The organism is Streptomyces sp. NBC_00249 (assembly GCF_026342355.1).
GTDB lineage: Bacteria > Actinomycetota > Actinomycetes > Streptomycetales > Streptomycetaceae > Streptomyces.
The window spans coordinates 152,387-175,354 of sequence record NZ_JAPEMV010000006.1 but is presented as its reverse complement, the minus strand read 5'-3'; the positions used below and the strand labels follow the sequence as shown (position 1 = coordinate 175,354).

The window sequence follows — 22,968 nt, the reverse complement described above, 5'->3', positions numbered from 1 at the left end:
TCAGGCAGGGAAGCTCCCGCCGGGCGGACCCCCGTCCGGCGGGCAGCCCAGCTCCCAGTCCAGCCCGTACCGCTGGAACAACTCGGCCCGCAGCCGCGACGCCGGCATCGGCGCCCCCGGCAGCAGCACCGCCACCACCGCCCCCATCAGCAGGGCCCGCAGCAGCGGGTAGTCCGTGTCCACGTCCGCCGACCCGTACCGGGTCACGGTGTCCCGCAGCAGGTACGCGAGCCGCTGCTGCTCCGGGCACTGGATGAAGCCCTCCGCCTGGAGGATCCCCGCCATGTGCGTGCGCATCAGCCGGGGGCGGTCCCGGGCCAGCCCGAGGATCGCGTCGATCGCCCGGGCCAGCCGCTCGCGGCCGTCCTCGCTGCGGGGCTCCCGCTCCAGCGCCGCTTCCAGGGTCAGGTGCATCAGCCGGTGGACGGCCGACTGGAGGAGCTGGCGCTTGCCCGGGAAGTAGTACGAGACCAGGCCGCGGGCCGCGCCCGCCCGGTCGGCGATGTCGCCGAGCTTCGTGGCTTCGTACCCGCGCTCGGACACCAGCTCGACCGTCGCCTGCAGCAGCCGCTCCCTGGAACGTCTGCGCAATTCTTCATTGACCGATGCGCTGCGCGGGACCATGCTTACTCCTGCGTTGACTGGCTCGGAGCCAATATACTCAGCGCACGGGATCGTCTGCTCTGGGCGACGCGGGGGATCGCCCAGAGCAGGCACACGCGGACACCGTCGACGCCACGAGGGCCACGCCCAGGAGCCAGCCCGCCAGTACGTCCGAGAACCAGTGGACGCCCAGGTAGAGCCGGGTGAGGCCGACCCCGGCCACCGAGACGGCGGCCACCGCCCACGCCGCGGCCACCGCACCCCGCGGGGCCCCCGCCGGCAGCAGCCACAGCAGCAGCCCGCACACCACCGCCGCCGTCATCGCGTGCCCCGACGGGTACGCCGCCCAGTTCGCCGAGTCCACCGGATCCGGCCACCGCGGACGCTCCCGCCCGACCGCGGCCTTCACCCCCTGCTGCACGCCCGAGGTCACCAGCACCGCCACCCCCACGCACAGCGCCCGCCGGCGGTCCCCCCGCCACCAGAGCCACAGGCAGGCGGCGGCCGCCAGGGCACGCATCGTCCACGGGTCCCAGACCCAGTCCGTGAACACCCGCGCCAGTTGGGTGACCCCGGGGTGGGAGACGGCGTGCGCGTGCAGCGCCCGCGCGAGGTCCTCGTCGTAATCGGCCAGGGGCCGCCACCGGGCCACCACCAGAGCGGTGAGGACGGCGGCGAGCAGGGCGCAGCCCAGCCCGGCCCTGGACAGCATCGTGCTCCGCATGCCCTTGATCCTCGCAGCCCGCGCGGCGCGCCCCGCACCCGCCGGGCCGTCCAGGCGGTCTACGCCAACGCGCTCAGCCCCGGGACGAAAGTGACCAGCAGCGGAACGGCCGGGACCAGGGTGGCCAGCGCCGTCAGCCGCAGCCGGCGGCCGGCGGACAGCCGGGGCGCGGCCGACAGCAGCCGCCGCACCCGCAGGGAGACGTGCGTCTGCGGGGCGGGGCACGGGCCGAAGGCGCCCCGGTCCTCGTTCAGGCCGACCAGGGCCAGCGCGATCGTCAGCCGGCCGTACCGGCGCGAGGCCACGTCGTCGGCGGCCAGCTCGACCAGGCGGTGCATCTCCGCCTCGAACGCCGCGAACACCGGGACCTGCGGGAAGCCCCGCGACAGCGCCCGCGAGCAGTGCAGCAGCCAGTCGTGCCGGGCCGCCACGTGCCCCTGCTCGTGCGCCAGCACCGCGTCCAGCTGACTGCCCTTGAGGCGGCCCAGCGCCGCCGTCGTCACCACCAGCTGCGGGGCGGCGCCCGGCTGCCACCAGGCCTCCGGGCGCGGACCCTCCAGTACCACCAGCCGCGAGGCCCCCGGCTCCTCGCCGGGCAACAGCGGGGCGCGGAGCAGCAGTTCGGCGCCCCGGGCCCGCCGCCGGGCCCGCGCGCGCAGCACCTCCCGGGTCAGCATCGCGCCCGTCCACAGCCCGCCGAAGGCCAGCGCGACGGCCGTGGCGGTGGCCCACCGGCCGCCCGCCGCGCCCAGCGCGTACGCGTCGACCACCCCGTGCGGGGCCACGGCGAACAGCCGCCCCCGCACCGCCTGCCAGGCCGCGGCCGCGCTCAGCAGCATCGACAGCCCCAGGCACAGCAGCGTCGCCGCCACCACGCACTGCCACACCCACAACGCGACGACGGGCTCACGCTCGGGCCACTGGGCCCGGGCCAGCAGGCGGGGGGCGAGCACTGCGGTCAGTGCGCCGAGCAACAGGAGAACGGCGGGGACCATCATGTCCGCCAGCCTATGAGCGGGCACCGGCTACGGGTACGGTCCCGGGACATTGGTGACGCAGGACACGTCCGGCGGGAGTTTCGCCGTCCCGTCACATGCTCAGCAGCATCGCCAACATCCCCGTCCCCATGGCCAGTCGGCAGGCCCGGGTCAGCTCCCCGGCACCGGACGGCCCGGACCCCGTCCCGTCGAGGGCGGTACCCGTTCCGGCCGGTGCCAAGACGGCGCCGCCCGCCGTGACCAGCCGGGCCCCGCCGAGCAGCACGTACCCCGCGTAGTAGACGAGCAGCGCGCCCGTCACCGCCGACGGCCCCGCCCCGCCGTGCCCGTGCCCGCCCGCCACCGCGAGCGCCAGGTAGGCCATGTACGCCATCGCCAGCGAGCCCACCAGGTGGTGCGCGTGGTGGGCCCCACCGCGCAGCAGCCACAGCGCGTGCACCGCGGCCCCGCAGAAGACGGCCAGCAGGACCGGAGGACCCCAGGCCCCCGTCCCGGACGGCACGGCCATCGCCGCCGTCCCCAGCCCCATCACCGCCTCGCCCACGGCCGGGCCGCGTGCCGACCGGTCGGCTCTGCGCGCCCGCAGCAGGCAGTACGTACCGCTCACGGCGCAGAGGAGCACGATCAGCCAGGCGCTGACGGCGGAGGCGGAGAAGAGGGGCGTCGCGGGACCGTGCACGGCGGAACCTCCCGGTTCGTCGGCGTCACCGGAAGAGATGCCCCTTCCGGCCCTCTTCACGCCGCCCCGACGCCGCTCCCCGTTAGGCTCTGCCTGCCAGACCTGGCATGTCATATGCCGCCACACCGAACGGAGCGCCCCGATGTCGACCGCCCAGCCCGCCGCCCTGAGTTTCCGCAGCGCAGTGGAGGCCGACGTACCGGAGCTGGTGGTGCTCGTCGAGTCCGCCTACCGGGGCGACGCCAGCCGGGCCGGCTGGACCACCGAGGCCGACTTCCTGGACGGGCAGCGCACCGACCCCGCGGGCGTCGCCGCGATCATCAAGGCCCCGGACAGCACCCTCCTGGTGGTCGAGCGCGCCGGTGAGCTCGTCGCCTGCTGCCAGCTCGAACACCGCGGCGACCACGCCTACTTCGGGATGTTCGCGGTCCGCCCCGGGCTCCAGGGCGGCGGCCTCGGCAAGGAGATCCTGGCCGAGGCCGAGCGCCGCGCCCGCGAGACCTGGGGCGCCACGGAGATGCGGATGACGGTGGTGAACGTACGGGAGGAGCTCATCGCCTACTACGTGCGCCGCGGCTACCGGCGCACCGGCGAGCTGAGCCCCTTCCCGTACGGGGACGAGCGCTTCGGCGTGCCGCTGCGCGAGGACCTGGCCTTCGAGCTGCTCGTCAAGGCGCTCTGACGCGGGCGGCCGCCAGGGCGGGCCGCGCGGTTCAGGCCGTGAAGCGGCCCGTGCTGCGGATCTCGGGGAAACCCGTGGCCGCGCCGTCCAGTTGCAGGGCCCGCGCCAGGCGCAGCTGGTCCAGGGTGCTGACCGTCCAGCCCGTCACGCGCAGCCCGGCCGCGTGCGCCGACTCCACCGTCTCCAGGGTGATCCGCCGCAGGTCCAGGGCGAGGGTCCGGGCCCCGGCGGCCAGTCCCCGTTCGACGATGTCCTCGCCGTGCCGGGGCACCCGCAGGGAGGTCCGCACCCCGGGCGCGCGCCGGGCCGCCGCGGTGAGGACGGCGCCGTCGCGGGAAGCCACCTCCACCCGGGAGAGCAGGTCGAGGCGTGCGATCAGTTCCGCGAGGGCCTCGGCGGCGGGCCGTTCCTGGACGGACACCTGGAGCGGGGTGCGGACCGCCTCCAGCACCTCCTCCAGGACCGGCACGCGTTCGCCCTGGCCGGCGTCCAGTTGGCGCAGCTCGGCGAGGGTCAGGTCGGCGACGGCGCCCGCGCCGTCGGTGGTGCGGTCCACCTCGGCGTCGTGCAGGACGGCGAGGGCGCCGTCCTTGCTGAGGCGGACGTCCAGTGCGACGACGTCCATCCCGGCGCGTTCCGCGCGGACGAACGACCGCAGGGTGTTCTCAGGTTCGACACCCATGACCCCGCGGTGACCGATGGTGAGGAAAGTCAAGGTTCTCTCGCTTCCGTCGACGGCGGCTCCGCGCGGTCGCGGTGTCCCGACCGGCCGCGCGCGGTGAGGTCGCATGCTAGTGCGCCGGGGATGCGGGGGGACCTGTCGTGCAGCGGCCCGCGACGGCCGCCCGGCCGCTTCCCGCCAGGGATGTACGTCCCCCGGCGGCCCGCGGCCGCCCTGTCACGTCACCCGGGCGTGGGCGCGTCCCCCGGGCCTTGACGCCCGCCGGCCCGCGCCGCGTCGGGGGTCGCGCGCGGGGCTCCGTCCGGGGTCTCGTTCTGGGCTTCGGCGTCGGCGAGGTCGGCCAGCAGGGCGCCGGCCAGCTCCAGTTCCGCCAGGTGCTGGCGCTCGCTCCAGCGCAGCGCCAGCGCGGGGAAGGTCCACTCCGGCACCCCCGCCGCGTGCTCCATGGCCTCCCGTACGGCGGCCAGCTCGCCCCGGGTCCGCTCGACGTGGTCGCCCACCATCGCCCGCAGCCGCTCCGGCTCCGAGAGGTGCCCGAGCCAGATCCGCAGCAGCAGTCCGTGCTTGAGCACCGGCGGCCCGGCCTCGGCGGTGTCGCGGGCCCAGCAGGCGAGGGCCGCGCGGCCCGCGTCGGTGATGGCGTAGCGGCGCTTGGCGCGGGCCTCCTCGGGCCCCGAGCGGGCGGAGGAGGCGTAGCCGAGCTCCTCCAGCCTGCGCAGTTCGGCGTAGATCTGGCTGATCGCCGGCGACCAGTAGAAGAAGCGCAGGGAGGAGTCCGCCCACTTCTTCAGTTCGTACCCGGTGCGCTCGCCGGGGAACGACAGCAGGCCGAGCACGGCCCACGCGGTCGGCGGGAGGTCTTGCTTCTTCGCCGTCTGACTACTAGTCATATTTCGAATTGAAGTGAGACCGGGCACGGGACGCATCCCTGGAGGCATAAGTGCAGTTCTCCGTCATCTTCGAAGCTCAGCTGGCAGATCCGACCGCGGAACGGGAACACCAGGTCATCCGCGACTGCGTCGAGCAGGCGGTCCTCGCCGAACGCATGGGATTCGACCGGATCTGGGCCGTCGAGCACCACTCCCTGAAGTGGTACGCGCACATGAGCGCCCCCGAGGTGTTTTCAATGCGCATGGGTGCATCCCGGGATGGTCCCGGCGGTTGGTCGGGGAAGTCTACTCGCCGACCGAACAGTCGGGGCCCGGCAGTTCGAGCGTGGGGCCGAGTGTGACGCGGGAGGAACGCCGCGCGCTCCTCGGGGATGACGTGATCGATCGAATCCATCGTGAGGCTGCTGCGGCGCCGCCGGATGCAGTCCTGGCGGCTGCTCTGTGGGCCATCCTCGTTCGGCCGGCAGGCCCCTTACGGGATGAAGATGATGGAGTGGGTGGGGGCGGCCTGTCCAGCGCCGCCTAGTGATTGTGGCTGGAAACGGGCGAAGGCCCCGGGGTGCGGAATCCCCGGGGCCTTCTCGTTGTGTCAGCAGGGGTCGATGTGTTCTCCCAGGAGCTGGAGGGTGTCGTCGAGGGAGCTGCGCAGGCTCTCGATCATGAGGATGGCGGCGGCGGGGTCGAGGGCCGCCAGGTCGGCGATCCGGGAGGCTGCGAGGGTGCGCGAGGCTGTGTCGCGCCGGACCCGCTGGGCTGCGAGGGGTGTTTGTTCAGAGTCCGGCAATTCGTGCACTGTGTATCACCCTGGGGTCGTCGGTCGATGCGCTCTGTCAGGAGCGTGGCTGGTTTGAGCCACTGACGCAATGAGTTTCGGTCAAGCGATTGGCCGCTACATCGAATCGTTAGGTGTACCTGGCCAGGTACAGACAAATCCACAAGATCACTACAGCGTGGAGCGGGTGTCTACCGATCCGCCGCCCACCTGGGTACTCACCCGCCGCCGGATCATCGGAGCGCGCCTCCGCGACGCCCGCGAAGCGGCTCGCCTCTCGCAAGAAGAGCTGGCCGAGCGGGCGGGGATCGACCGGAAGACAGTGGTTCGCCTCGAGGGCGCCACGAGCGACGCTCGACTGGGTGTGTGGCTGCGACTCGCCCGCGTCCTCGGCGTACCGCTCGCGCACCTCGTACGCGACTAAGGGCGCGCTAAGCGACGCGTAAGGCCTTCGTCTTCGGCATGCACACACCGTACGGATCAAGGCGGCCCGGCGCAGGGGTCAACCTGACACCAAAATCATGGGTCAATCCGTCCGTGAGTAGCCCCGGCCGGAGGGGGTGTGCCGGCCGGGGCTAGCTTTCACGCGGTGGGCACCCGCAGGGCGGCCAGGCGCTCCTTGTACAGGGACCCGGCGGCGTAGCTGGCGGCCTCCGCCGACGGCGCGTACACCTCGATGAGGTGGTGCGACCGGGCCTTCACCTCGGCCGCCCACGCCAACGCGTGCTGCTGCGCCGATCGCCCGCACTCGCGGGGTTCGCCCGGCAGGCAGGCGGGCAAGGGAGCGCCGAGCTTGTTCGCGGCGTGCCGGACCTGCCCGGCGATGACCGCCCACTGTTCCTCGGTCCGCTCGCTCCCGGGCGGGGCCGGCCAGCTGAGCAGGGTTTCGCCGTGCGGGTCCATGAAGTGTCCTCCAGGTGGGGTCAGGTGGTCGCGATCGTAGCGGTGCCGAGCGGGGCCTCCTGCGGGTCGCAGTGCCCCACCGAAGGCACGCACGGCCCGCAGGGACCGCACATCGGCAGGAACTGCGGCGGTGTGCACGCGGCGGCGCCGGGGCCGTGGACGGCGGCGATGTCGGTGCGGGCCTGCGCGAGCCGGGCGCCGGTCCAGATGTCGGCGAGGGCCTCCTCCCGCACGTTGCCGACATCGATGAACCGGCCGAGGACGCACGGCCACACCGCGCCGTCCGGGCCCACCGCGCACTTCTCGTGAGCGCAGTGTCCACACAGGTCCTTGATCTGCGGGCTGGCACCCGCACTGGCCCGGCCGAAGGCACGGATGCGGTCGCCGCCGACCTGCTGCACGCCGATCGACTGGAGGTCCGTCATGGCCTCCATCGCCCGCTGACCCTCCCGGAGCGAGACGACCCCGCCACGGATCGGGATGCCGAGGTCGACAGCTTTCTGCACGTTGGCGCGGGTTTTGCGGTGGGCGCCCCGGAGCTGGGTGATCGAGTCGTGCTCGGCGGCGTCGTCGCTGTAGTACGAGGTGGCGAGCTTGGCGCCGTGCGCGGTGATGGCTTCCCAGACCTCGGGGCGGATGTAGGTCATGTTCGAGAAGATCTCGACACCGAGCCCGCGGCCGGCCGCGTGGGCGATCAGCTCGGGCAGGTGCGGGTACAGGGTGGGCTCCCCGCCGATGTACTGGACGTCCATGGCGCCCATGTCGGCGAGCTGGTCGATGACGGACACCCAGTTGGCGACCGTCATACTGCCGTGGCCTTGGTCGGGTCCGGAGTCGGCGTAGCAGTGGTCACAGCGCTCGTTACAGAAGCCAGTCACCTCCAGCCACGCGAACTTCAGCGTCTGGACGGCGTTGGTGGTACTCATGGTGGTGCCTCCTCGTTCAGGTGGGGAGGTGTGACCCGCTCCGGTCGTGGGTCCTGGCAGATACGCGGCCGGGGCGGGAGGTCAGGCGGGCTGGTGGCTGGGCTGTGCCCCGCCGCACGCGGTGCAGTACGGGTCGGTGCCGCCGCACCGGGGACATTCGGGACCCATGGCAGGCCTCCGTTCTTCGTCAGGATGTGCGCGATGGGGAAGTTCAGCGGGCGGTGCCGACGACGATGACGGCGAGCATGCCGAGCACGATCGCGACGTACAGCACCTGCCGGGCGGGCTCGCTCACCGCTCGTCCGCCCGAATGGGCCGACAGGCGCCGCTGTTCCAGTGCCTGTACTGATTCGGACGGGCACCGGAAGCCGAGTGAACGATGATCGTTTCGTACTCGCTGCCGAGAGCCCGCTGACAACGGCAGCAGATCCGATCAGTGGTCACGCCAGCTCCAGGAGCGTCGCCGCCGCCGTGAACTCGCGGCTGTCGGCGCCCTTGATGTACGCGGTGAGCGAGTGCCGCTTCTGGCCGTTGGTGTACCCGAGGGTCTCTTGAACCACGGCCATCAGCTCACCCACGCGACCCGTCTGCGGGTCGCGGACCTGCTGGTGCAGGAGGGGATGGTCCTCGTGGTCGAACGCCTCGCCCATGTGTTCGCGGACTTCCATGGCGGTGCTCCCTACCGTCGTCAGCGGGTGGTGAGACGAGTGTGGGAGCGCGACAAGGCCCCAACTATCACGGCTTGTTGATAGTCGGGGCCAAGGCCTTACGTGGTGTCAGACTCCCAGCCAGGAGCCGTACGACAGGAAGCTGTCCGGTAGCTGACGGCGGGCCGCCTCCAGCCCGGCGTACGTCTCTCTGACGGTCTGGTGATACCGGGCCTGCTGCGGCGCCGCCTTGCGCGCCTTCAGCAGGTTCTGGAAGCTGGCGTCCAGGTCGCCCGTCCACATCTGCGCGCGGGCCAGCTCCGCGTAGTGGTGGCTCTTACGGGACTTCGGCCAGTCCGCCGGGATCGTCACCCCGCGGCCCGTCTGGGCGGCCTGCCCGTACTCGTCCAGCTCCGCCAGCACCGACACCCGGTGCACAGCCACATTCGTCGGGCCGAACGCCAGCCAGTGCGTTTCGACAGCCTCGCCGGTGTCGCCCGCGATCCGCTCCGCCTCGCTGAGGTGCCCCTCGGCGCGGTCGGCGTTCTTTGACCGGCCGGCCATCACCGCAGCACCGAGGTGCAGCTGCCCAGTTACGACCTCCCGCTCCCGGGACGGCTCCGCCTGCGCGAGAGTCCGCAGCCCGAGGCCGACGAGGCGCTCCCCGGTGCGGTACTCGCCGTCCCGGAGGTACGTGAGCGCCCTCATGTACCGGTACATGCCGCCGAAGACGGCATCGGAGCCGCGCTCAGCCGCCCAGTTCATGCGGGCCAGAGCCAGCGCCGCCAGGTCGTAGTAGCCCAGCTTCGAGGCGACGTCGTACGAGGTGCGGTACAGGCTGGCCAGCAGCAGCCACCCTTCCCGGCTGGGCGCCGCGTGCGCGGCTGTGGTGGCCTCCTGCATGAGTCCGGGAAGCTGACCGGCGGTCTGCTTGATCTCCCCGGCCCGAACCGCCACGAGGAGAGCCTCCGCGTCGTCGGTGAGAAGCTGGTGCGCGCGGGGGACGATATCCGGGTCGGCGCCGAGGTCGTAGACATCGAGGGCCTCGCGGATCGGCCGGATCAGGATGTCGAGCTCATCCGCGCGGAGTTCGGTGGCGTAGGGCTGGCCGGTGACCGTGGCAACGTCGACACGGAGCGCGCGGGCGACAGCGGCAATCAGGTGCGGTGAAGCGGGGATGACGCCCTGCTCTGTCTTGGTGTACGTGCTGTAGGGGACCTGGGCGAGGTCGCACACAGCCTTCTGGGTGAGGTGGCGTTCCAGGCGCAGGCGCTTCATGCGTGCGCCGGTGTGGTCGTGCGGTTGAGAGTGCATACTGGCTCCCGTTCAGACTCGACACCTGAACGGTACCGGTACACGACAAAATCGCCCCCTCCCGCCCGTAGGCGAGAGGGGGCAAGGTAGATCGGATCTTCAGGCAGTGGTGGTGTCGGTGACGAGGCCGATGGCGGCCAGCGCACTGATCAGCGAACCGAGCGCCGAGTTGCCGCCTCGGCTGCCGGTGATGCTCGGCCTAGCCACGGCGGCAGCCCCGTAGAAGCCCAGCGTGCTGCCCATGTGGCGGAACATCAGGGCGACGATGAGCGCGTCGTCCGTGGTGAGCTCGTTCGCCGCGGAGCGCCGCAGGTTGGTGTCGCGTGCCGCGTTGCCGGGGCCCAACTCAATGGCCCCACTTGCGAGGATGCGCCATCGGTCGAAGGTGTCGCCGACGACGCCGCCGCCGTACGCGGTCGTGGCGGCCGAGGCGGCGTTGTTGGTGACGGTGCCGGTCATGGTGCCGCCGGTGAGCGGCAGCAGACCGGCCAGCGCAGCAGCCAGGCCGGTGACCTGCGCCTGGGTGAGCGTGAGCGCGTCAGCCCCGGCGGCGGCGTGCGAGGCTGCGTGCGCGGTCGGCGTCCTGGCGTCGGTTGTTGTCGGGTCCGTCGAGCGCAGCGCGATCCCGGCCCCGGCCCCGGCTGCGCCGAGCGGCGGCTGTGGGCCTTGGGGGCCGGTGTCCCCGGTGTCGCCCTTTGGGCCCGCCGTCCCCCGCACGTATCCCGGCAAGCCCGGATCGGCCACGACGAGCGTGTCGATACCGACGGACCCGACGCCGGTCGGGACTTCGAAGACCCGCACCCGCACCGGCACACCGGCGACCGACTCGGTCACCCGGTAGTAGCGGCCCGTCGCAGGTTCGATGCCGGGCTCGTCGGTCGGCAGCAGCGACGCCGACCAGGCGCCAGCGGTCACGACCACCGGATGATCCGGAGCGGCCAGCACCCGGCCGCCTGCCTCGTCGGTCCAGCGGCGGGGCATCGCGGACAGAGTGACGGCGACGCCAGCCGCCGCCGCATCCGTGAAAAGGTCGTCCACCCTGCCGGTGACGGTACGCCGAGCCATGGTGCCTCCCTACCGGGCCACGAGGGTGTAGACGAGGGAGCCCACGGCGGTCACCGCGGCGAGGCTCGGCAGCGGCCAGCGGGCCCGCTCCACGGCGTCGAGACGGGCCTCGTGGTCCTCAAGTTTCTTATCTGTCTGGTCGCCGCGCTGCACCAGGAGGGCGAGGGAGCCGTCGACCCGGGCGAAGCCGACGTCAACGGCACGACGCAGCTCGGCGATCTCGGTGGCCACGTGCTGTGACTCAGCCGGGGTCACCTGGGCTCCCGCACGGTCTCGGTGATGCCCGGTCCCTCCGCTCCGCCGGAGGTGGCGATCGCGGTGAGCACCGCGAGGACGGAGGCGAGGCCACCGACGGATGCGGCCTGGCCCCAGTCGACGTCGAGGATGCCGAGCTGGTCGGCGCCGACCGCGCCGAGGACGGCCTGAGCGAAGGTGCGCACGGCGCGCTCGGCGGTGGACTTCCAGAAGGCAGCGGTGATCATCAGGTCTCCTCAGGGGTCAGGCAGTGACGGTGAAGTTGTGGGCGGCGCCCAGAGCCGTGAGCGAGGTCTTGCCGGGGATGCCGTCGCAGTCGGCGGAGGTCCAGCCGAGGTGGCGGCGCTCGGAGTAGCGGCGCTGCCACTTTGCGAAGGCGCTGACGGTGGCGGTGCCGAAGTGGCCGTCTGCCAGGGACGCCGCGAGGAGGCCCTCGGCGACGAGCGCGGCCTCGACCGTCTTCGTCCCTGCGTACGACACCGGCGTGCCCGACTTCGGCGGGTCGGCCTTCGCCGCGGCGATCAGCCGGGACAAGGAGACGCTCAGGGGGCCGGGCGTCGGCGGCTGGCCGCTGCCCGCCGCCAGCAGCGCCACGGTGTCGATCGCGCCCGGGTCCCAGTGGTCGTTGCCAGGAATCTGGCAGTGCCCGTAGTGCCCGCCGGCGGACGTCCACGTAGAGGTGCTCCGCGACACGTCGTCGTTGCCCGCGCGCGCGAGGCGGCCAGCGGGCCAGACATCGGGCACGCCCCAGGACCGGATCGCGCGAAGCAGAGCCCGAAAGTTCGGGCCCGGCCGCCAGTAGCCAGTGAAGGGGGTGCCCGCGCGGGCAAGAATCTCAACCTGGATGCAGACCTCGCCGGTCCGGTTGGTGCGCAGGGAGCCCGAGTTGCGCAGAGCGCGGGCGCTCTCGTTGAGGGGCCCGAACTGCCCAAGGGCATCCGTCACGGGGCAGTAGAGGATGTGCGGCTCGTTGGAGTCCTCGATGAGGCCCTCGGCCACGACCCGGAACGCGGTCGCACCGTTGCCGGTCTCGGTGGTGTGCCAGACGGTGCGGGCCTCGGCATCGGGGCTGTCCATCGGCCCACCGATCTCGCCGTCGCCGAGGCGTACGGCCTCGGGGATCCAGATTTCACCCATGGGCGATACCTCCAGAACATGAAAATGGCCCCGGCCGGCGGCGCGGGGCGTACGAGGTGGGTGGCGGGCTACCAGCCGGGCGGGAGACGTCGCTCCGGCTCGGCCGGGCCCGGGAAAGAGTCGCCGGGGGCAGGTTCGGGGGTGCAGTCGCAGGCGCCGCCCTTGTTCGTGCCGGTGCACGTGGCTGCGTGCACGAGGCTCGCGGCCGCCGGATTGAGCGAGTGGGAGGCGCAGGCGCCGACCGGCTCTGTGTTGCCGTCCGCGCCGGGCTTGCCGGGAAGGCGGCGGCGCCACTGCACCACGGCCGCCGCCCCGCACGTGGTGCAGGTCATCATGAGTGGATCCATTCGATATACATCATCGACGCGGCCTCGCCCGAGAACGAGGTGGAGAGGCTGCCGCCCGAGTTCTGGCCACCCGCGACCTCGACGTAATCGCCGACCGCCAGGTCGAGCAGGTGGCTGGCCTCGGAGATCCCGGCGAGGGTGCCCGCGCCCGCGAGGTTCGCCGCTCCCTGGATGAAGACGCCGTTCTTGTGGATGCGGGCGCCGCGGCTGCCGGTAGCGTTGTTGGCAAAAGCCGCCCGGCCGGTCACCCGGTACGTCCCGGCAAGCTGGACCGTGTACCGGCTCGTGTTGGTCACCGTCGAATGACCGCCGTACGTGTCCTTAATCTCGGTATCGAACGTGATCACCCCCCAGACGCCGTTCGCAATGGACTGCACCACGGTCTGTTGGAGGATTGCCACCGGCGGGTTCTCCAGCCGGTCGAGATACGCGGCCGTGATGATCTGGCCAGCGGCAATGGGCATGGGCAATGCTCCTTCCTACAGGGCGGCGCGTGCGGGCTGGACGAGGCCGACGGCGGCTCCGGAACTCTGGGCCTTCACGATCCCGTTGACGGAGCGCACCACGGTGAACGTCTGCGGCGACGAGGCCCCGGACACCGCGGTCACCGTCATCACCTCGCCGCCGACCTGGACGTCGTACGGCGGGCTGGTCGTGCTCCACAGCGGACCCGACGCCGTGGCCACGGAGAGGGACGTGGCTGTCGACGTAACCCCTGAGGCGAGCTGCGACCCGGTCGTGTCCGCCCTGCCGAGGGTTGCGCTGTCGGCCACCGCCACAGTCCACAGGCCGGCCGGGGAGCAGGCGAGTGTGATTACCCACTCGAACGGTTTGAATACTTCGGTGGCGCCCTCAACCATCAGGTCGAGCGGGCCGGGCGGCAACCACACCGGCAGGCCCGTGATCCGGACGACATCGCCCGGCTGGAGCGCCGAGACGGCCGGGATCAGGGCCGGGTACTTGTGCAGGTAGATCGTCACCTGCGGGTAGCGGGCCTCATCCCAGGTGCCGCGGTGCAGCAGCCACCCGGCGATGTCGGCGCACTGGTCATCGGTGTTCAGGTTGAGGGTCTGGGAGTCGTCGTACACGCCGACCCCGTTCGGTGGGGCCGCCGTGGACAGGGTCCCGGAGGTGAGGACCGCGCGCGCCGACGAGCCGCCGGCGCGGGTGATGGTGCGGTCGTTGCGGATGTGCCGGTCGTCGTCCGTCGGAGCCAGCGGCGGTGCCAGCTGGCCGTACGGGATCGTGAGCTTGGGGGTCTGGTTGTAGAGGGAGGTCCGGCCCCGGAAGGCGATCCCGGCTACCTCCCGATCCTCGTAGAGGATCCCGCCGTCGGCGGCCTCGCACTCGTCGAGGAGATCGAGGAGGGTGTCAGGGCGCTGGGGCCCCATCAGGGTGGTGTCGGCGCCCGCAGTGAGGGCCGACACACGGACGCCCTCCTCGCCCGCAAGGCGCACTACGCGGGCCGCCGCCCGCTCCCCGGCGTACCCGCCGTCAGCGCTGCTGAAGACAGTCGTCGTGCTGGTGGGAAACACGACCAGGTGCCCGATGCGCATGTCGGCAAGTTCGGCTCCAAAGGCGGTGCTGATCCCGGTGACAGTGCCGACCGTCGCGGCCACGGTCGTGTTGCTCTGGAAACCGCCGGAGCCCGCGATGATCCACGCCATGTGGTACTCGACGTTGCCGCCGCCGACGTCGGTCGCGCTGAAGTCGAAGCGGTGCCAGACGGGTCCGTCCCAGCCCGTGCTGGAACCGTCGTGGGACAGGACCAGGGTGCCCGCGCTGCTGTAGCCGCGCAGTTTGATCAGGCCGGGGCCGACGGAGATGGTGATTCGGGCGGAGCTGCCGGTGGTCGTCATGTCCAGGATCACGTTGTCGCCGGACGGCAGGGTCGGCTGAAGGTAGACGTAGGACACCAGGTACTGGCCGGTGGCCGTGTACGCCGGTACGGGCGCCATCGCCGACGCCGCCGCGTTGATCTTCGGAAGGGCTACCGAGCCGGGACAGGTGTCATCCGCGGCGAACTCGAAGCCCGACACCGTCAGCGGCAGCACGCCCGGAATGGGCGAAGCTGCCTGCGTGGCGTCCCGGCCCTCCTCCATCGGCCAGTAGGCCACGGGCGAGTAGGCCGGGATCCTGCGCCGCAGCGTGGACGCCAGCGGCTTGTCGCCCTGGCCGAGACGCCGTAGGACCCCGGCCGCCTCCACCGGCGTGGTGACATCGTGCCCGCTCGCCCCCCACTCAGGCGTCCAGGAGGACGCCTCTAGGACGGCCCGGATCCGGCGGGAGGTGATCTCCCCGCCGTCTGCGGTCGTCCAGGTCCGGCCGGCGGCATCCGTAAAGCTCGTGGTACCGCTGGCCTGCGCGGTGAAGACCGGGTTGGCGACGACAGAGCCGCCGATCCCGTTGCGCATCTCGAAGGCGTGGAAGCGCCGGGACCTGTCGGCGAAGCCCACCCAGGCAACGTCGCCGACCTCCACGGAGGCCGTTGAGTTGAAAATACTGGTGGTGCCGCTGGTGGTAACGGTCTGGGAAAACTGCGTCCACGGCCCGGCGATCGACGCGGCCGTGTAGTGGGTCACCGTGTACCCGCCCGCCCCGTTGTTGACGTCCAGGGTGACCCTCAGGGCCGCCCGGGACCCGACGGGCAGGCTGATGCTCGGGGTGATGTCGTTCACCAGGGCGGTGCCGTCCACCGACCAGAAAAATTGGACCTTTCCGAGGTCGGTGAAGTCCCACAGCCACGACCGCTGGCCTGCCAGGCCGTACTTCCCGGCCAGCTCCCACGCGCCCGAGGTCGTGACCCCGCCCCAGGCGCTGGGGGTCACCTCGACCCGCAGATCGAGGTCACCCGTGACGTCCAGCGACGCATGGTCGGGGGTCGCGGCCCGGCCGGCGGTACCGGTGGGCAGGTACAGGGCCACGTCGGCGCCGTCGTGGGTGAGCCGGATCGGGGTGTTGCGCCCGAGCTGCCCGTAGTACGGCGACAGGGGATTCCGGCTGGAGTATTTGCCGTCCGGGTTCCGCAGCGTCAGCGATGCGGCGGAGGGGTCCGTCCTAGACCCCTCCGCCCGCCGGCCCCAGCTGTACCGGATCCCGTCAGCCTCGACCATGTCGTCGGTGGCATCCACCCACGTACCGCCCGCCTTGAGCTCGACACGGGCATCGGGCACCACCACCATGGGGTTCTCCTATCCGAATGCGGTCTGCACGGAGCCGCGGCCGTCGACCTGGACGATGCGGCGGATCAGGGACTTCATCTCCTGCGGACCGGCCAGCTCGACGATGAGCCGCCCCGGCCCGCCGGTGGCCATCCCGCCGCCCGCAGCGCCGCCGACCATCCCCGGCAGGGCACCGGTGAGGCCTCCAAGCTGGGCCTGAAGCCCGGGGGTGGCAGAGGTGATGCCCCGCTGGAAGCCCTCGATGAGGGACTGTCCGGCGGGGGTGAGGATCTTCGCGTCGACTGCGGCCGGGCCCTTCCAGTCCGGCAGCATCCCGGTCAGATGGCTGAGAGTGGACCTGACCTGCTGAAAGCGGGACCGGATGCCATCGATGAAGCCGCCGATCAGCCGGGATCCTGCCTCCCACAGAGCGCTGCCGATGCCGCTGAGTGCGGCGCGCGCCTGCCCGGGCAGGGCCTGCACACGCTGCACCACCAAGACGAGCTGAGTGCGGATGCCCTCGTGCAGGCGGGCGCCAGCCTCGACCGCGCGCATGGCCAGGGAGTTGGCGAGGGGGCTCAGGGCCTGCCAGGCACGCCCGGGGAGTGTGGTCAGGAGCCGGATCCACTGGGTGAGGGCGTTCGCGATGAAGATTTTCGAGTGGTCCCAGGCACCCTTGAAGTCGCCTTCGAGGAAGCTGACAAGGGCCTGGAGCGCGGGCACGACCACGTCGCGGATAGCAACAGCCAGTTCTTCGGTGAAGATCTTCGCCAGCTTTCCGATGACCTCGATCACCGGAAGGATCACCGGCAGCGCCTTCGTCAGGGTGTCGGCGATCATGATGATCAGCTGAGTCACCACCGGCGCCAGCGCCACCAGCAGCTCCGCGAGGATTTTCGCGAGGTCGCCGATGACCGGGGCGAGTGCCTCCATCAGCGCGGTGACAACCGGGAGAATCGCCTCCGCCAACTTCCCGAGCGCTTCGACGATCGGCTTCAGCGCGGGCGCGAGCGCCGCCAGGATGGGCTGGAGCGCGGACAGGAGGACCTGCGCCAGCTGAAGCACGACCGGCGCGAGCTGCTTGAAGATGTCCGTCACCAGCGACAGCAGCGGCGTCAGCGCGGGCAGCAGCGCGGCGATCAGCTGCCCGATCACCGGCAGCAGCGGCGAGAAGGCGTCGATGACGGCGCCGATCGCCACGGCCATCGCTTCCAGCACCGGGCCCAGGGCCTTGATGACGGGCTCCAGGGCCTTGCCGAGCATCTGGATCAGGCGCTGTACGGGTGGCCCGAGCGCGGTGAAGACGGGCGCGATGGCCTGGAGCGCCATCACGAGGAGCGGGCCGACGGTTTGAGCCAGCGTGGCCATCGTCTGGAAGATCGCCTTCAGCCCGGACTGCACGGCCGGGGACGCAAAAGCCTTCTTCAGCTCGCCCGTGATCTCCTTGAGGGCACCGATGAAGCCGCCACCGGACACCTCGGCGGCGGACAGGATCGAGCCGATGATCGAAAAGACGTTGCCGACGACGCTCCCGAGCTGCCCGATCAGGCTGATCGCCCGATCGATGGCCTTCTCCATCGCGCCGTTCTCGAAGGCCTTCGAGATCCGGTCCGACAGCTTGTCCGCGCCCGCGCCCGCCGCCGCCGTCAGCCGGCCGAAAGCAGGGGCGGCCGCCGCGCCGACCTGGGTCAGGCCGAGCATGATCTGCGAGGGGAGCCGAGACATGTTGTAGAGGCCCGTGTTGGCTCCGGAGATGGCCCGGCCGAGGACACCCGACTTCGACATGCCGATCGCGGTGTTGCCGATGTTGCGGCCCATGAGATTCAAGGCCCCAGCGGTGTTGAAAAGGCCGTTTCTCAGCACCGGCAGGGTGCTCTTGCCCATCTCGCGGAGGATGCCGTCGAAGCCCTTGAACAGGCGTTCCTGGACGCCCTGTTGCAGTGCCTTCAGCTGCGGTTGGAGAGTCTTCACCTCGCGCGCGAAGCTGCGGGCGGAGGGCGCGAGATTCTTGATGGCCTCTTCGAAGGCGGCTGGGTCGGACGGGTCCATCGCGGCCTTGACGGCGTCGCCGACGCCCTTCATGCCCAGCTTCAGAGTCTGCGTGGCCAAGACCATCGCGAACATCCCCGTCACCGCGACCCCGGCCGCCGGAGCGACCTGGCCGAGCGTGGAGACCAGCCCGGCCGCCAGCGGGACCGCCGTGCCCAGCTTGGCGGCCACCCCGCCGACCGACATGGCGATCCGCCCGAAGTGGGCGCCGACGGTCTTCAGCCGGTCCGTGTCCACGGACATTCCCCGCAGCCGCGCCGACACTGCGGCGAAGCGGGAGGCAAGCGCGGAGCCCATCCGGCGGGCCTGGTGCTCCACGGCCCGCAGCCGGGCTTCCATGGTCCGCGACTCCCGGTCGACGACGGAGGAGTAGATGACCGTCTGGGTGGCGACCTCGCCCATCTCGTCGCCGACCCCGGTCAGGGCCCGCTCCATGACGGCAGACGATGTTACGAAACGCCCGCGCAGGTCCCGCAGGCGCCCGGCCGTGTCGAGGCGGAAGCCCTCCATCCGGAGCTGTGACGTGGCAAGCCCGCGCTCGAAATCGCTGGTCTCGGCCCGGATGTAGCCGACCAGCTCGCCGATCGTCGTCGCGCTCATGCCGCCCCCTCGTGGTCAGCCGCGAAGGGCGGCGCGAATCTCGTCGGGGTCGTCGATGACAGCCAGCTCCTCGCCCGCCAGCCGCATGAACGCGGACTCGGCCGGCAGGGAGTACAGGTAGTTGCGGAATGTGCGGCGGTTCAGGCGCGCAAGGTCTTGCGGGCCGATCCCGTACCGCGCGCGGAAGTCGCCTTCGACCGCCCACCAGTACTGGCGGACGAGGCGCGCCTCGCGGCTCGGTTCGGGGCGGCCTGCGCTTTTCCCTCGGAGGTCGCCCTGAGGACGAGGGCGTGTGCCTCGGCCCAGGTCATCGCCTGGCCGTCGGCGTGAGCCATTCCCCAGGCCAGCACCACCTGGAATTCGGTGGCGCCCATGCCGGCCTGCTTCCAGGTGGCGAAGGCGTCGGGGCCGATGTCGAAGAGCAGAGAGACCAGCTCGGCGAGGTCCTCCTCGCGCGCGGACTCCTGGAGGTCGGCGAGGCGCTGCTCCATCGCCATGGGGATGTCGAACGGGACGCGCACGGTGACGCCGCGGATGGTCTCCGTGGCGGTGCTGCTGACCTCGGCCCAGTAGGCGTCGAAGGAGTCCGGTGCCCGGCGGGCCGGCGTCACGGCTTGGCCACGTAGGTCGTCGCGCCCGACCTCGTGAAGGTCGCCGACCACGAGACTTCGTCGTTGTTGCCGCCACCCTGGTCGCCGAGCGTGACACGGGTCGTCGCCCACACCGTCCACTGAGTGTCGGTGGTGTGGGCGTGGCGGAAGCCGGAGAGGCTGTTGACGCCGAGGCGCTCGTTCAGCCCTTCCACGAGGGCCTGCCCCGGGTCGAGGGCGCCCGTCGCCGGGTCCCTCAGGCGGAATCCCTCCAGCTGGAGCGTCTTGCCGATCTGCATCTTCAGCGACTCGGCCTGACCGGCACTGCCGAAGGTGGTGATGTCGGTGGTCTCTTCCTCCTCCGACTTGGTGAAGGTCGTGATGGCGCCGGGCGCGATGCTCACCCACGTGCCGGGCGAGCCATAGTTCTCGATCTGGAAAATGACGTCCCTGGCGTTGTACTTCTGCACTGCCATGGTGATCTCCTCCGGGCATGGCGAGGAGCCCGCCGGCAGTGCCGTACGGGCTGGAGAAAGGGGGGTGGGTCAGACGCGGTGCGTCGTGACCGAGCGGACGTGCAGCTTGAGGTTCACGACGTGCTCGTGGCGCCGGTTCTCGTCCGTACCGAGCGCGGCGACAGCGTGGTTGGCGCGGGCCAGGATCAGCCCGGTGCCGTCGGGGAGCACGGTCTCGCCGAGGCCGTGCAGTTCCGAGCGGATCGCCTGCGCGAGCTGCCGGGAGACCCGTGGGTCGGTCGTGCCGCGCACGCGGACCTGGAGGGGGACGTCGTCGTAGCCGAGTCGGGTGTCCGCCTCGCCGCCGTCGTCGTAGACGGTCAGGACGACGCAGGTGTCGGGGCTGCTGGGCAGGGCCTCGATGAAGATGCTTCCGCTCGCGCCGGTGGGGTCGTAGGTGCCGTGCCCGCGCGCGGCGAGGTAGCGGGCGAGGCCGTCGAGGAGGTCAGCCACGGAGCCACCTCCGCAGGGGGACGGCCATCAGCTGGATCATGATCTCGCGGTCCCGGTTCATCGGAATCTCCAGGTACTTCGCCGACCGGCCGGGAAGGTGCTTCCACGTCAGCTCTTCGTGCTGCCGACGGGCGTACACGGTGTCGTAGGTGACGAGCCCGTTCATGCCCGCGCGGACCACTCGGCCCGAGCGTTCGAGGGTGCCCTCGCGGAGCGGCACGAGCTTCCGGGACTCGGCGAGCAGGTGTTCCAGGGCCTTCTGGAGGCCCTCCTCCGCCGCCCGCCGGCCGCGCGTGGACGCTCCGAGGCGGCCGCCCTGCCAGCGCATGCGTACGTACTGGCTCACGTGAGGGTCACCTCCCGGTGGTCCGGCGTGGGCAGGCCCCCGCCGTCGTGGAGCGCAGAGGTGATGACCGAGGCGACCCGGCCGGACGGGGTGGTGAGCCGGGACTCGGGCGGGCAGCCCTGAGTGGGCAGGAGGTAGACAGTGGTGGAGGCGGTGACCTCCTCGCCGTCCTTGTCACGGACGGTGCGGATCTTCTCCTCCACGAACGCCCGCGCGGACGTTGGCGGCCCGTACTTGGGCCCGTACGCGGTGTCGCCGAGGTAGGGCTCGATCGTCACCGTGTGCCGGAGCAGCCAGCCGGGGATCACGCTCACCAGGACACCGCCCCGAGCTGCCAGCGGTCCGGAGTCAGGTCCGGGCTGCGGAGCGCGTCCCACACTGCCGGGGCGATCTGCCGGCCAGGGGAGTCGTCTCCGGACACGGCGGTCACGGAGCGGCTCAGCTTGACCGAGCCGATCTCGACCGACCCGTAGCCGACCCCGGCCGCCCCGGTGACGTCGCCGACCTCCACCCCCCACTGCACCTGGGCGCACACTGCGCGGGCGACGGCCGCCGCGACGACGGTGTCGGAGGGGAGGCCGGCGTCGGTGACCTCGTACCGGCAGAGCCGGAGCACCTGCGAGTCCAGGAACTCGCTGGCGCGGGCAAGCCGGTACTCGATGTCGGTCGGGGCGGGGGCGTAGGTGTAGGCCTCGTACTGCTCGGCGGTGGCGTAGATCCGGGCCACGGAGTACCTCCTACGCGGAGCAGCCGACGATGATCACGTCGTAGGTGACGGACGTGCCCGCGCCGGAGTTGGCCACCTTGAGGATGTCGCCGGTCGCCGCGGTCACGGTGTGGCCGGTGGAGTCGGCGACGTTCGCGAAGAACCCGAAGCTCTCGCCCGGCCGGAGCGTGATCGTTCCGGTGGCGTTGAGGAAGGTGGCCCACGGGTTGGTGCCCGCCCCCACGATCACGTTGTTCGCGTTGGCCGCGGCGGCCGCGATGAACACGGCCTTCACCCGGGCGAAGGTAATCGCGGCCCCGAAGACATCGAGCAGGACGGCGGCGAGGTCGAGATCCTCCGACGAGGACGCCGTGATGGTCCGCGTGTCGTGGAAGACCTTGTCGGCCTGCCCGGCGGCCGTGCCCGTGTCCAGGTGCGTGGACCACACCTTGGACAGTTGGTCGGACGTCGTCGTCAGGTCGTTGGCCTTGGTCTGGAGGACCGAGGCCGTCAGGCTGAAGTCACTGGTCACGGGCATCAGGGGCCCTCCTTGGCCTTGGTCGTGCGCTTCGGCTTGGGCTCCTCGATGAGCCGCCAGCCGGACGCCGGGTCGTCGGCGAGCGCCGCGTAGACGGCCTCCTCCGCGGACCCGGGGAGCAGCTGGACGCGCTCGGCCACGTGCTGGCCGACGGTCCTCTCGTAGATGGCCACGGTCAGACCTTGAGCCCGGTCATGGCCGCGTGGGCGCGCTCGTTGCCGTACTCCAGGCCGATTTCGCCGTACAGCTGGACCTCGTCGGAGGCGCCCGTCTTGGCGAGGGGCTCCTCGAACATCACGCCCTTGCCCGGCACGTTCAGGAAGACCGGGGAGCACTGCTCCAGCGAGACGACCGTGAGGGTGTCCTGCGGGGCGTGGCGGTCCATCATCACGTTGAGCGTGCCGAAGTCCGTGATGATCGTGTCGACGGCGACACCGCCAACGGTGCGAGAGGTCTCCTGGAACTGGCCGTACGCGGAGGCGAACGCCTTGGTCAGCGCGCGGCGCTGAGCGCTGTTGACCAGCAGCGTCGCGGTCTCCTGCTCGCTGATGCCGCCGTTGTCGTAGGCGAGCTGGAGCAAGTCCGAGACATGGTCCGGCGTCAGCGCGGTCGCCCACGGCTTGACGTAGGCGATACCCGTGACGGTACCGAGGGTGATCGCGGCGCCGCCGCTGGACGTCGACACCTTGAACGTGTTCGCGTCGATCTGGTCGACGAAGTAGATCCGTCCGGCAGTGATGCCGGTCGCGGTGCTGGTGTTCGTGAACACGATCTTGTCGCCGTCGACCAGGCCGTGCGCGGTCGAGGTGACCGTGTCGGTGGCCGCGGTCGCGCCGGTGACGGTGGTCGCCTTCGCGATGCGGTTGGTGGAGATCGCAGCGAGGAGCCCGCGGGTGCGGCGCGCGGTGGCGTTCGTCGTCGGGTTGGAGAACGTGCCGTTGATGAACGAGTAGTTCACGTCCAGCGCGATGCTCTTCAGGGCCTGGGCGACCTGCCAGTCCAGTTCGTTGCTGACCGGGTTGGACCCGTCCACGCTCCGGAACGGCGCCGCGCCCGGGGTGGCGAGCATCCCCATGGTGGCCTGCTTGGTGTAGCTGACCGACACCTTCTCCTGGTGGACCTGGACGACGTTCCGGGCGTTCGCACGGACGCGCTCCTCCGCGGTCGGCGCGGTCGCACCTTCCAGGCGGGTGCGCTGCGACGGATCGCGCAGGTCGTAGGTCTGCCACTCGAACTCGGTACCGGTCGTCATCCGGCCGCCGGTCAGGCCGCCGATCGCCGACAGGAACGGCGTGTCCGACGGGGTCAGGGCGAAGAGTTCGCCGGCGTAGTTGGGGAGATCGAACGTGGTCGCCAGCCCGGTGATTCCGGCCATGGGGTCCTCCA

The 22,968-nt window shown here is 71.3% G+C and carries 30 protein-coding genes and 1 pseudogene; 3 read left to right on the top strand and 28 right to left on the bottom strand.

The features are described from left to right. The 4 genes from OOK31_RS25685 to OOK31_RS25670 all read right to left on the bottom strand — a co-directional run bounded on the left by OOK31_RS25685 (position 1) and on the right by OOK31_RS25670 (position 3,004). A complete protein-coding gene (locus tag OOK31_RS25685) occupies positions 1-624 on the bottom strand; it encodes a TetR/AcrR family transcriptional regulator (RefSeq protein WP_267089711.1) in 624 nt (207 codons plus the stop codon). 37 nt (positions 625-661) lie between these two features. Further along, entirely contained in the window at positions 662-1,327 is a 666-nt protein-coding gene (locus OOK31_RS25680; RefSeq protein WP_267089710.1) for a phosphatase PAP2 family protein, read from the bottom strand. A 59-nt stretch (positions 1,328-1,386) separates the two neighbouring features. After that, a complete protein-coding gene (locus tag OOK31_RS25675) occupies positions 1,387-2,325 on the bottom strand; it encodes a M56 family metallopeptidase (RefSeq protein WP_267089709.1) in 939 nt (312 codons plus the stop codon). Between the two features lie 91 nt (positions 2,326-2,416). Next, on the bottom strand, positions 2,417-3,004 hold the full coding sequence (locus tag OOK31_RS25670; RefSeq protein WP_267089708.1) for a DUF5134 domain-containing protein: 588 nt from the start codon (positions 3,002-3,004) through the stop codon (positions 2,417-2,419). 142 nt (positions 3,005-3,146) lie between these two features. Here OOK31_RS25670 and OOK31_RS25665 point away from each other — a divergent pair, with 142 nt between their 5' ends. After that, complete coding sequence (locus tag OOK31_RS25665; protein ID WP_267089707.1) at positions 3,147-3,686, top strand: GNAT family N-acetyltransferase; 540 nt, start codon at positions 3,147-3,149, stop codon at positions 3,684-3,686. Between the two features lie 31 nt (positions 3,687-3,717). Here OOK31_RS25665 and OOK31_RS25660 read toward each other — a convergent pair whose 3' ends face one another. Both OOK31_RS25660 and OOK31_RS25655 read right to left on the bottom strand, forming a co-directional pair. Next, positions 3,718-4,401, bottom strand: a complete 684-nt coding sequence (locus OOK31_RS25660) for a glycerophosphodiester phosphodiesterase family protein (RefSeq protein ID WP_267089706.1) — start codon at positions 4,399-4,401, stop codon at positions 3,718-3,720. A 188-nt stretch (positions 4,402-4,589) separates the two neighbouring features. Next, on the bottom strand, positions 4,590-5,258 hold the full coding sequence (locus tag OOK31_RS25655; protein ID WP_267089705.1) for a PadR family transcriptional regulator: 669 nt from the start codon (positions 5,256-5,258) through the stop codon (positions 4,590-4,592). 50 nt (positions 5,259-5,308) lie between these two features. Here OOK31_RS25655 and OOK31_RS25650 point away from each other — a divergent pair. Further along, positions 5,309-5,491 (top strand): annotated as a pseudogene (locus OOK31_RS25650) (LLM class flavin-dependent oxidoreductase); the annotation flags it as partial. A 356-nt stretch (positions 5,492-5,847) separates the two neighbouring features. On the opposite strand, the gene OOK31_RS25645 reads toward OOK31_RS25650, so the two are convergent. Then, positions 5,848-6,042 carry a hypothetical protein gene (locus OOK31_RS25645; RefSeq protein ID WP_267089704.1) on the bottom strand — a complete coding sequence of 65 codons (195 nt, stop codon included), beginning with the start codon at positions 6,040-6,042 and terminating at the stop codon, positions 5,848-5,850. Between the two features lie 175 nt (positions 6,043-6,217). Between OOK31_RS25645 and OOK31_RS25640 the strand changes: the two genes are divergently transcribed. Next, complete coding sequence (locus OOK31_RS25640) at positions 6,218-6,454, top strand: helix-turn-helix transcriptional regulator (RefSeq protein WP_267089703.1); 237 nt, start codon at positions 6,218-6,220, stop codon at positions 6,452-6,454. A gap of 158 nt (positions 6,455-6,612) precedes the next feature. On the opposite strand, the gene OOK31_RS25635 is transcribed toward OOK31_RS25640, so the two are convergent. From OOK31_RS25635 to OOK31_RS25535, 21 genes are all read right to left on the bottom strand, one after another. Beyond that, on the bottom strand, positions 6,613-6,933 hold the full coding sequence (locus tag OOK31_RS25635; RefSeq protein WP_267089702.1) for a hypothetical protein: 321 nt from the start codon (positions 6,931-6,933) through the stop codon (positions 6,613-6,615). Positions 6,934-6,953: 20 nt separating this feature from the next. Next, a complete protein-coding gene (locus OOK31_RS25630) occupies positions 6,954-7,859 on the bottom strand; it encodes a radical SAM protein (RefSeq protein WP_267089701.1) in 906 nt (301 codons plus the stop codon). A gap of 440 nt (positions 7,860-8,299) precedes the next feature. Then, the gene (locus OOK31_RS25625) at positions 8,300-8,527 is read right to left on the bottom strand and encodes a hypothetical protein (RefSeq protein ID WP_267089700.1); all 228 of its coding nucleotides are present in this window, start codon (positions 8,525-8,527) and stop codon (positions 8,300-8,302) included. 108 nt (positions 8,528-8,635) lie between these two features. After that, the gene (locus OOK31_RS25620; protein WP_267089699.1) at positions 8,636-9,820 is read right to left on the bottom strand and encodes a helix-turn-helix domain-containing protein; all 1,185 of its coding nucleotides are present in this window, start codon (positions 9,818-9,820) and stop codon (positions 8,636-8,638) included. Positions 9,821-9,919: 99 nt separating this feature from the next. After that, positions 9,920-10,885, bottom strand: a complete 966-nt coding sequence (locus OOK31_RS25615) for a hypothetical protein (protein WP_267089698.1) — start codon at positions 10,883-10,885, stop codon at positions 9,920-9,922. A 9-nt stretch (positions 10,886-10,894) separates the two neighbouring features. Continuing rightward, complete coding sequence (locus OOK31_RS25610) at positions 10,895-11,116, bottom strand: hypothetical protein (protein WP_267089697.1); 222 nt, start codon at positions 11,114-11,116, stop codon at positions 10,895-10,897. A 20-nt stretch (positions 11,117-11,136) separates the two neighbouring features. After that, complete coding sequence (locus OOK31_RS25605; RefSeq protein ID WP_267089696.1) at positions 11,137-11,367, bottom strand: holin; 231 nt, start codon at positions 11,365-11,367, stop codon at positions 11,137-11,139. Between the two features lie 16 nt (positions 11,368-11,383). Continuing rightward, positions 11,384-12,277: a peptidoglycan-binding protein LysM gene (locus OOK31_RS25600; RefSeq protein WP_267089695.1), complete on the bottom strand. Its 894-nt coding sequence runs from the start codon at positions 12,275-12,277 to the stop codon at positions 11,384-11,386. A 68-nt stretch (positions 12,278-12,345) separates the two neighbouring features. After that, positions 12,346-12,609 carry a hypothetical protein gene (locus OOK31_RS25595; RefSeq protein WP_267089694.1) on the bottom strand — a complete coding sequence of 88 codons (264 nt, stop codon included), beginning with the start codon at positions 12,607-12,609 and terminating at the stop codon, positions 12,346-12,348. Beyond that, on the bottom strand, positions 12,609-13,088 hold the full coding sequence (locus OOK31_RS25590; RefSeq protein WP_267089693.1) for a hypothetical protein: 480 nt from the start codon (positions 13,086-13,088) through the stop codon (positions 12,609-12,611). The genes OOK31_RS25595 and OOK31_RS25590 overlap by 1 nt, the downstream gene beginning before the upstream one ends. Positions 13,089-13,103: 15 nt before the next feature. After that, entirely contained in the window at positions 13,104-15,806 is a 2,703-nt protein-coding gene (locus OOK31_RS25585) for a hypothetical protein (RefSeq protein WP_267089692.1), read from the bottom strand. A 9-nt stretch (positions 15,807-15,815) separates the two neighbouring features. After that, positions 15,816-18,434 (bottom strand): hypothetical protein, encoded by a 2,619-nt coding sequence (locus OOK31_RS25580; RefSeq protein WP_267089691.1) that lies wholly within the window; start codon positions 18,432-18,434, stop codon positions 15,816-15,818. A 140-nt stretch (positions 18,435-18,574) separates the two neighbouring features. Beyond that, a complete protein-coding gene (locus OOK31_RS25575) occupies positions 18,575-19,045 on the bottom strand; it encodes a hypothetical protein (protein ID WP_267089690.1) in 471 nt (156 codons plus the stop codon). Beyond that, complete coding sequence (locus OOK31_RS25570; protein ID WP_267089689.1) at positions 19,042-19,500, bottom strand: phage tail tube protein; 459 nt, start codon at positions 19,498-19,500, stop codon at positions 19,042-19,044. The genes OOK31_RS25575 and OOK31_RS25570 overlap by 4 nt, the downstream gene beginning before the upstream one ends. 69 nt (positions 19,501-19,569) lie before the next feature. Beyond that, positions 19,570-19,992, bottom strand: a complete 423-nt coding sequence (locus tag OOK31_RS25565; protein WP_267089688.1) for a minor capsid protein — start codon at positions 19,990-19,992, stop codon at positions 19,570-19,572. Then, a complete protein-coding gene (locus tag OOK31_RS25560) occupies positions 19,985-20,338 on the bottom strand; it encodes a minor capsid protein (protein ID WP_267089687.1) in 354 nt (117 codons plus the stop codon). The genes OOK31_RS25565 and OOK31_RS25560 overlap by 8 nt, the downstream gene beginning before the upstream one ends. Beyond that, complete coding sequence (locus OOK31_RS25555) at positions 20,335-20,652, bottom strand: hypothetical protein (protein ID WP_267089686.1); 318 nt, start codon at positions 20,650-20,652, stop codon at positions 20,335-20,337. Before OOK31_RS25555 ends, OOK31_RS25560 begins: the two co-directional genes overlap by 4 nt. Continuing rightward, positions 20,649-21,065, bottom strand: a complete 417-nt coding sequence (locus OOK31_RS25550; RefSeq protein ID WP_267089685.1) for a hypothetical protein — start codon at positions 21,063-21,065, stop codon at positions 20,649-20,651. Before OOK31_RS25550 ends, OOK31_RS25555 begins: the two co-directional genes overlap by 4 nt. Before the next feature lie 10 nt (positions 21,066-21,075). Further along, positions 21,076-21,582 carry a hypothetical protein gene (locus OOK31_RS25545; protein ID WP_267089684.1) on the bottom strand — a complete coding sequence of 169 codons (507 nt, stop codon included), beginning with the start codon at positions 21,580-21,582 and terminating at the stop codon, positions 21,076-21,078. Then, on the bottom strand, positions 21,582-21,755 hold the full coding sequence (locus OOK31_RS25540; RefSeq protein ID WP_267089683.1) for a hypothetical protein: 174 nt from the start codon (positions 21,753-21,755) through the stop codon (positions 21,582-21,584). Before OOK31_RS25540 ends, OOK31_RS25545 begins: the two co-directional genes overlap by 1 nt. 2 nt (positions 21,756-21,757) lie before the next feature. After that, positions 21,758-22,957: a DUF5309 family protein gene (locus OOK31_RS25535; RefSeq protein ID WP_267089682.1), complete on the bottom strand. Its 1,200-nt coding sequence runs from the start codon at positions 22,955-22,957 to the stop codon at positions 21,758-21,760. Positions 22,958-22,968 lie beyond the last annotated feature (11 nt).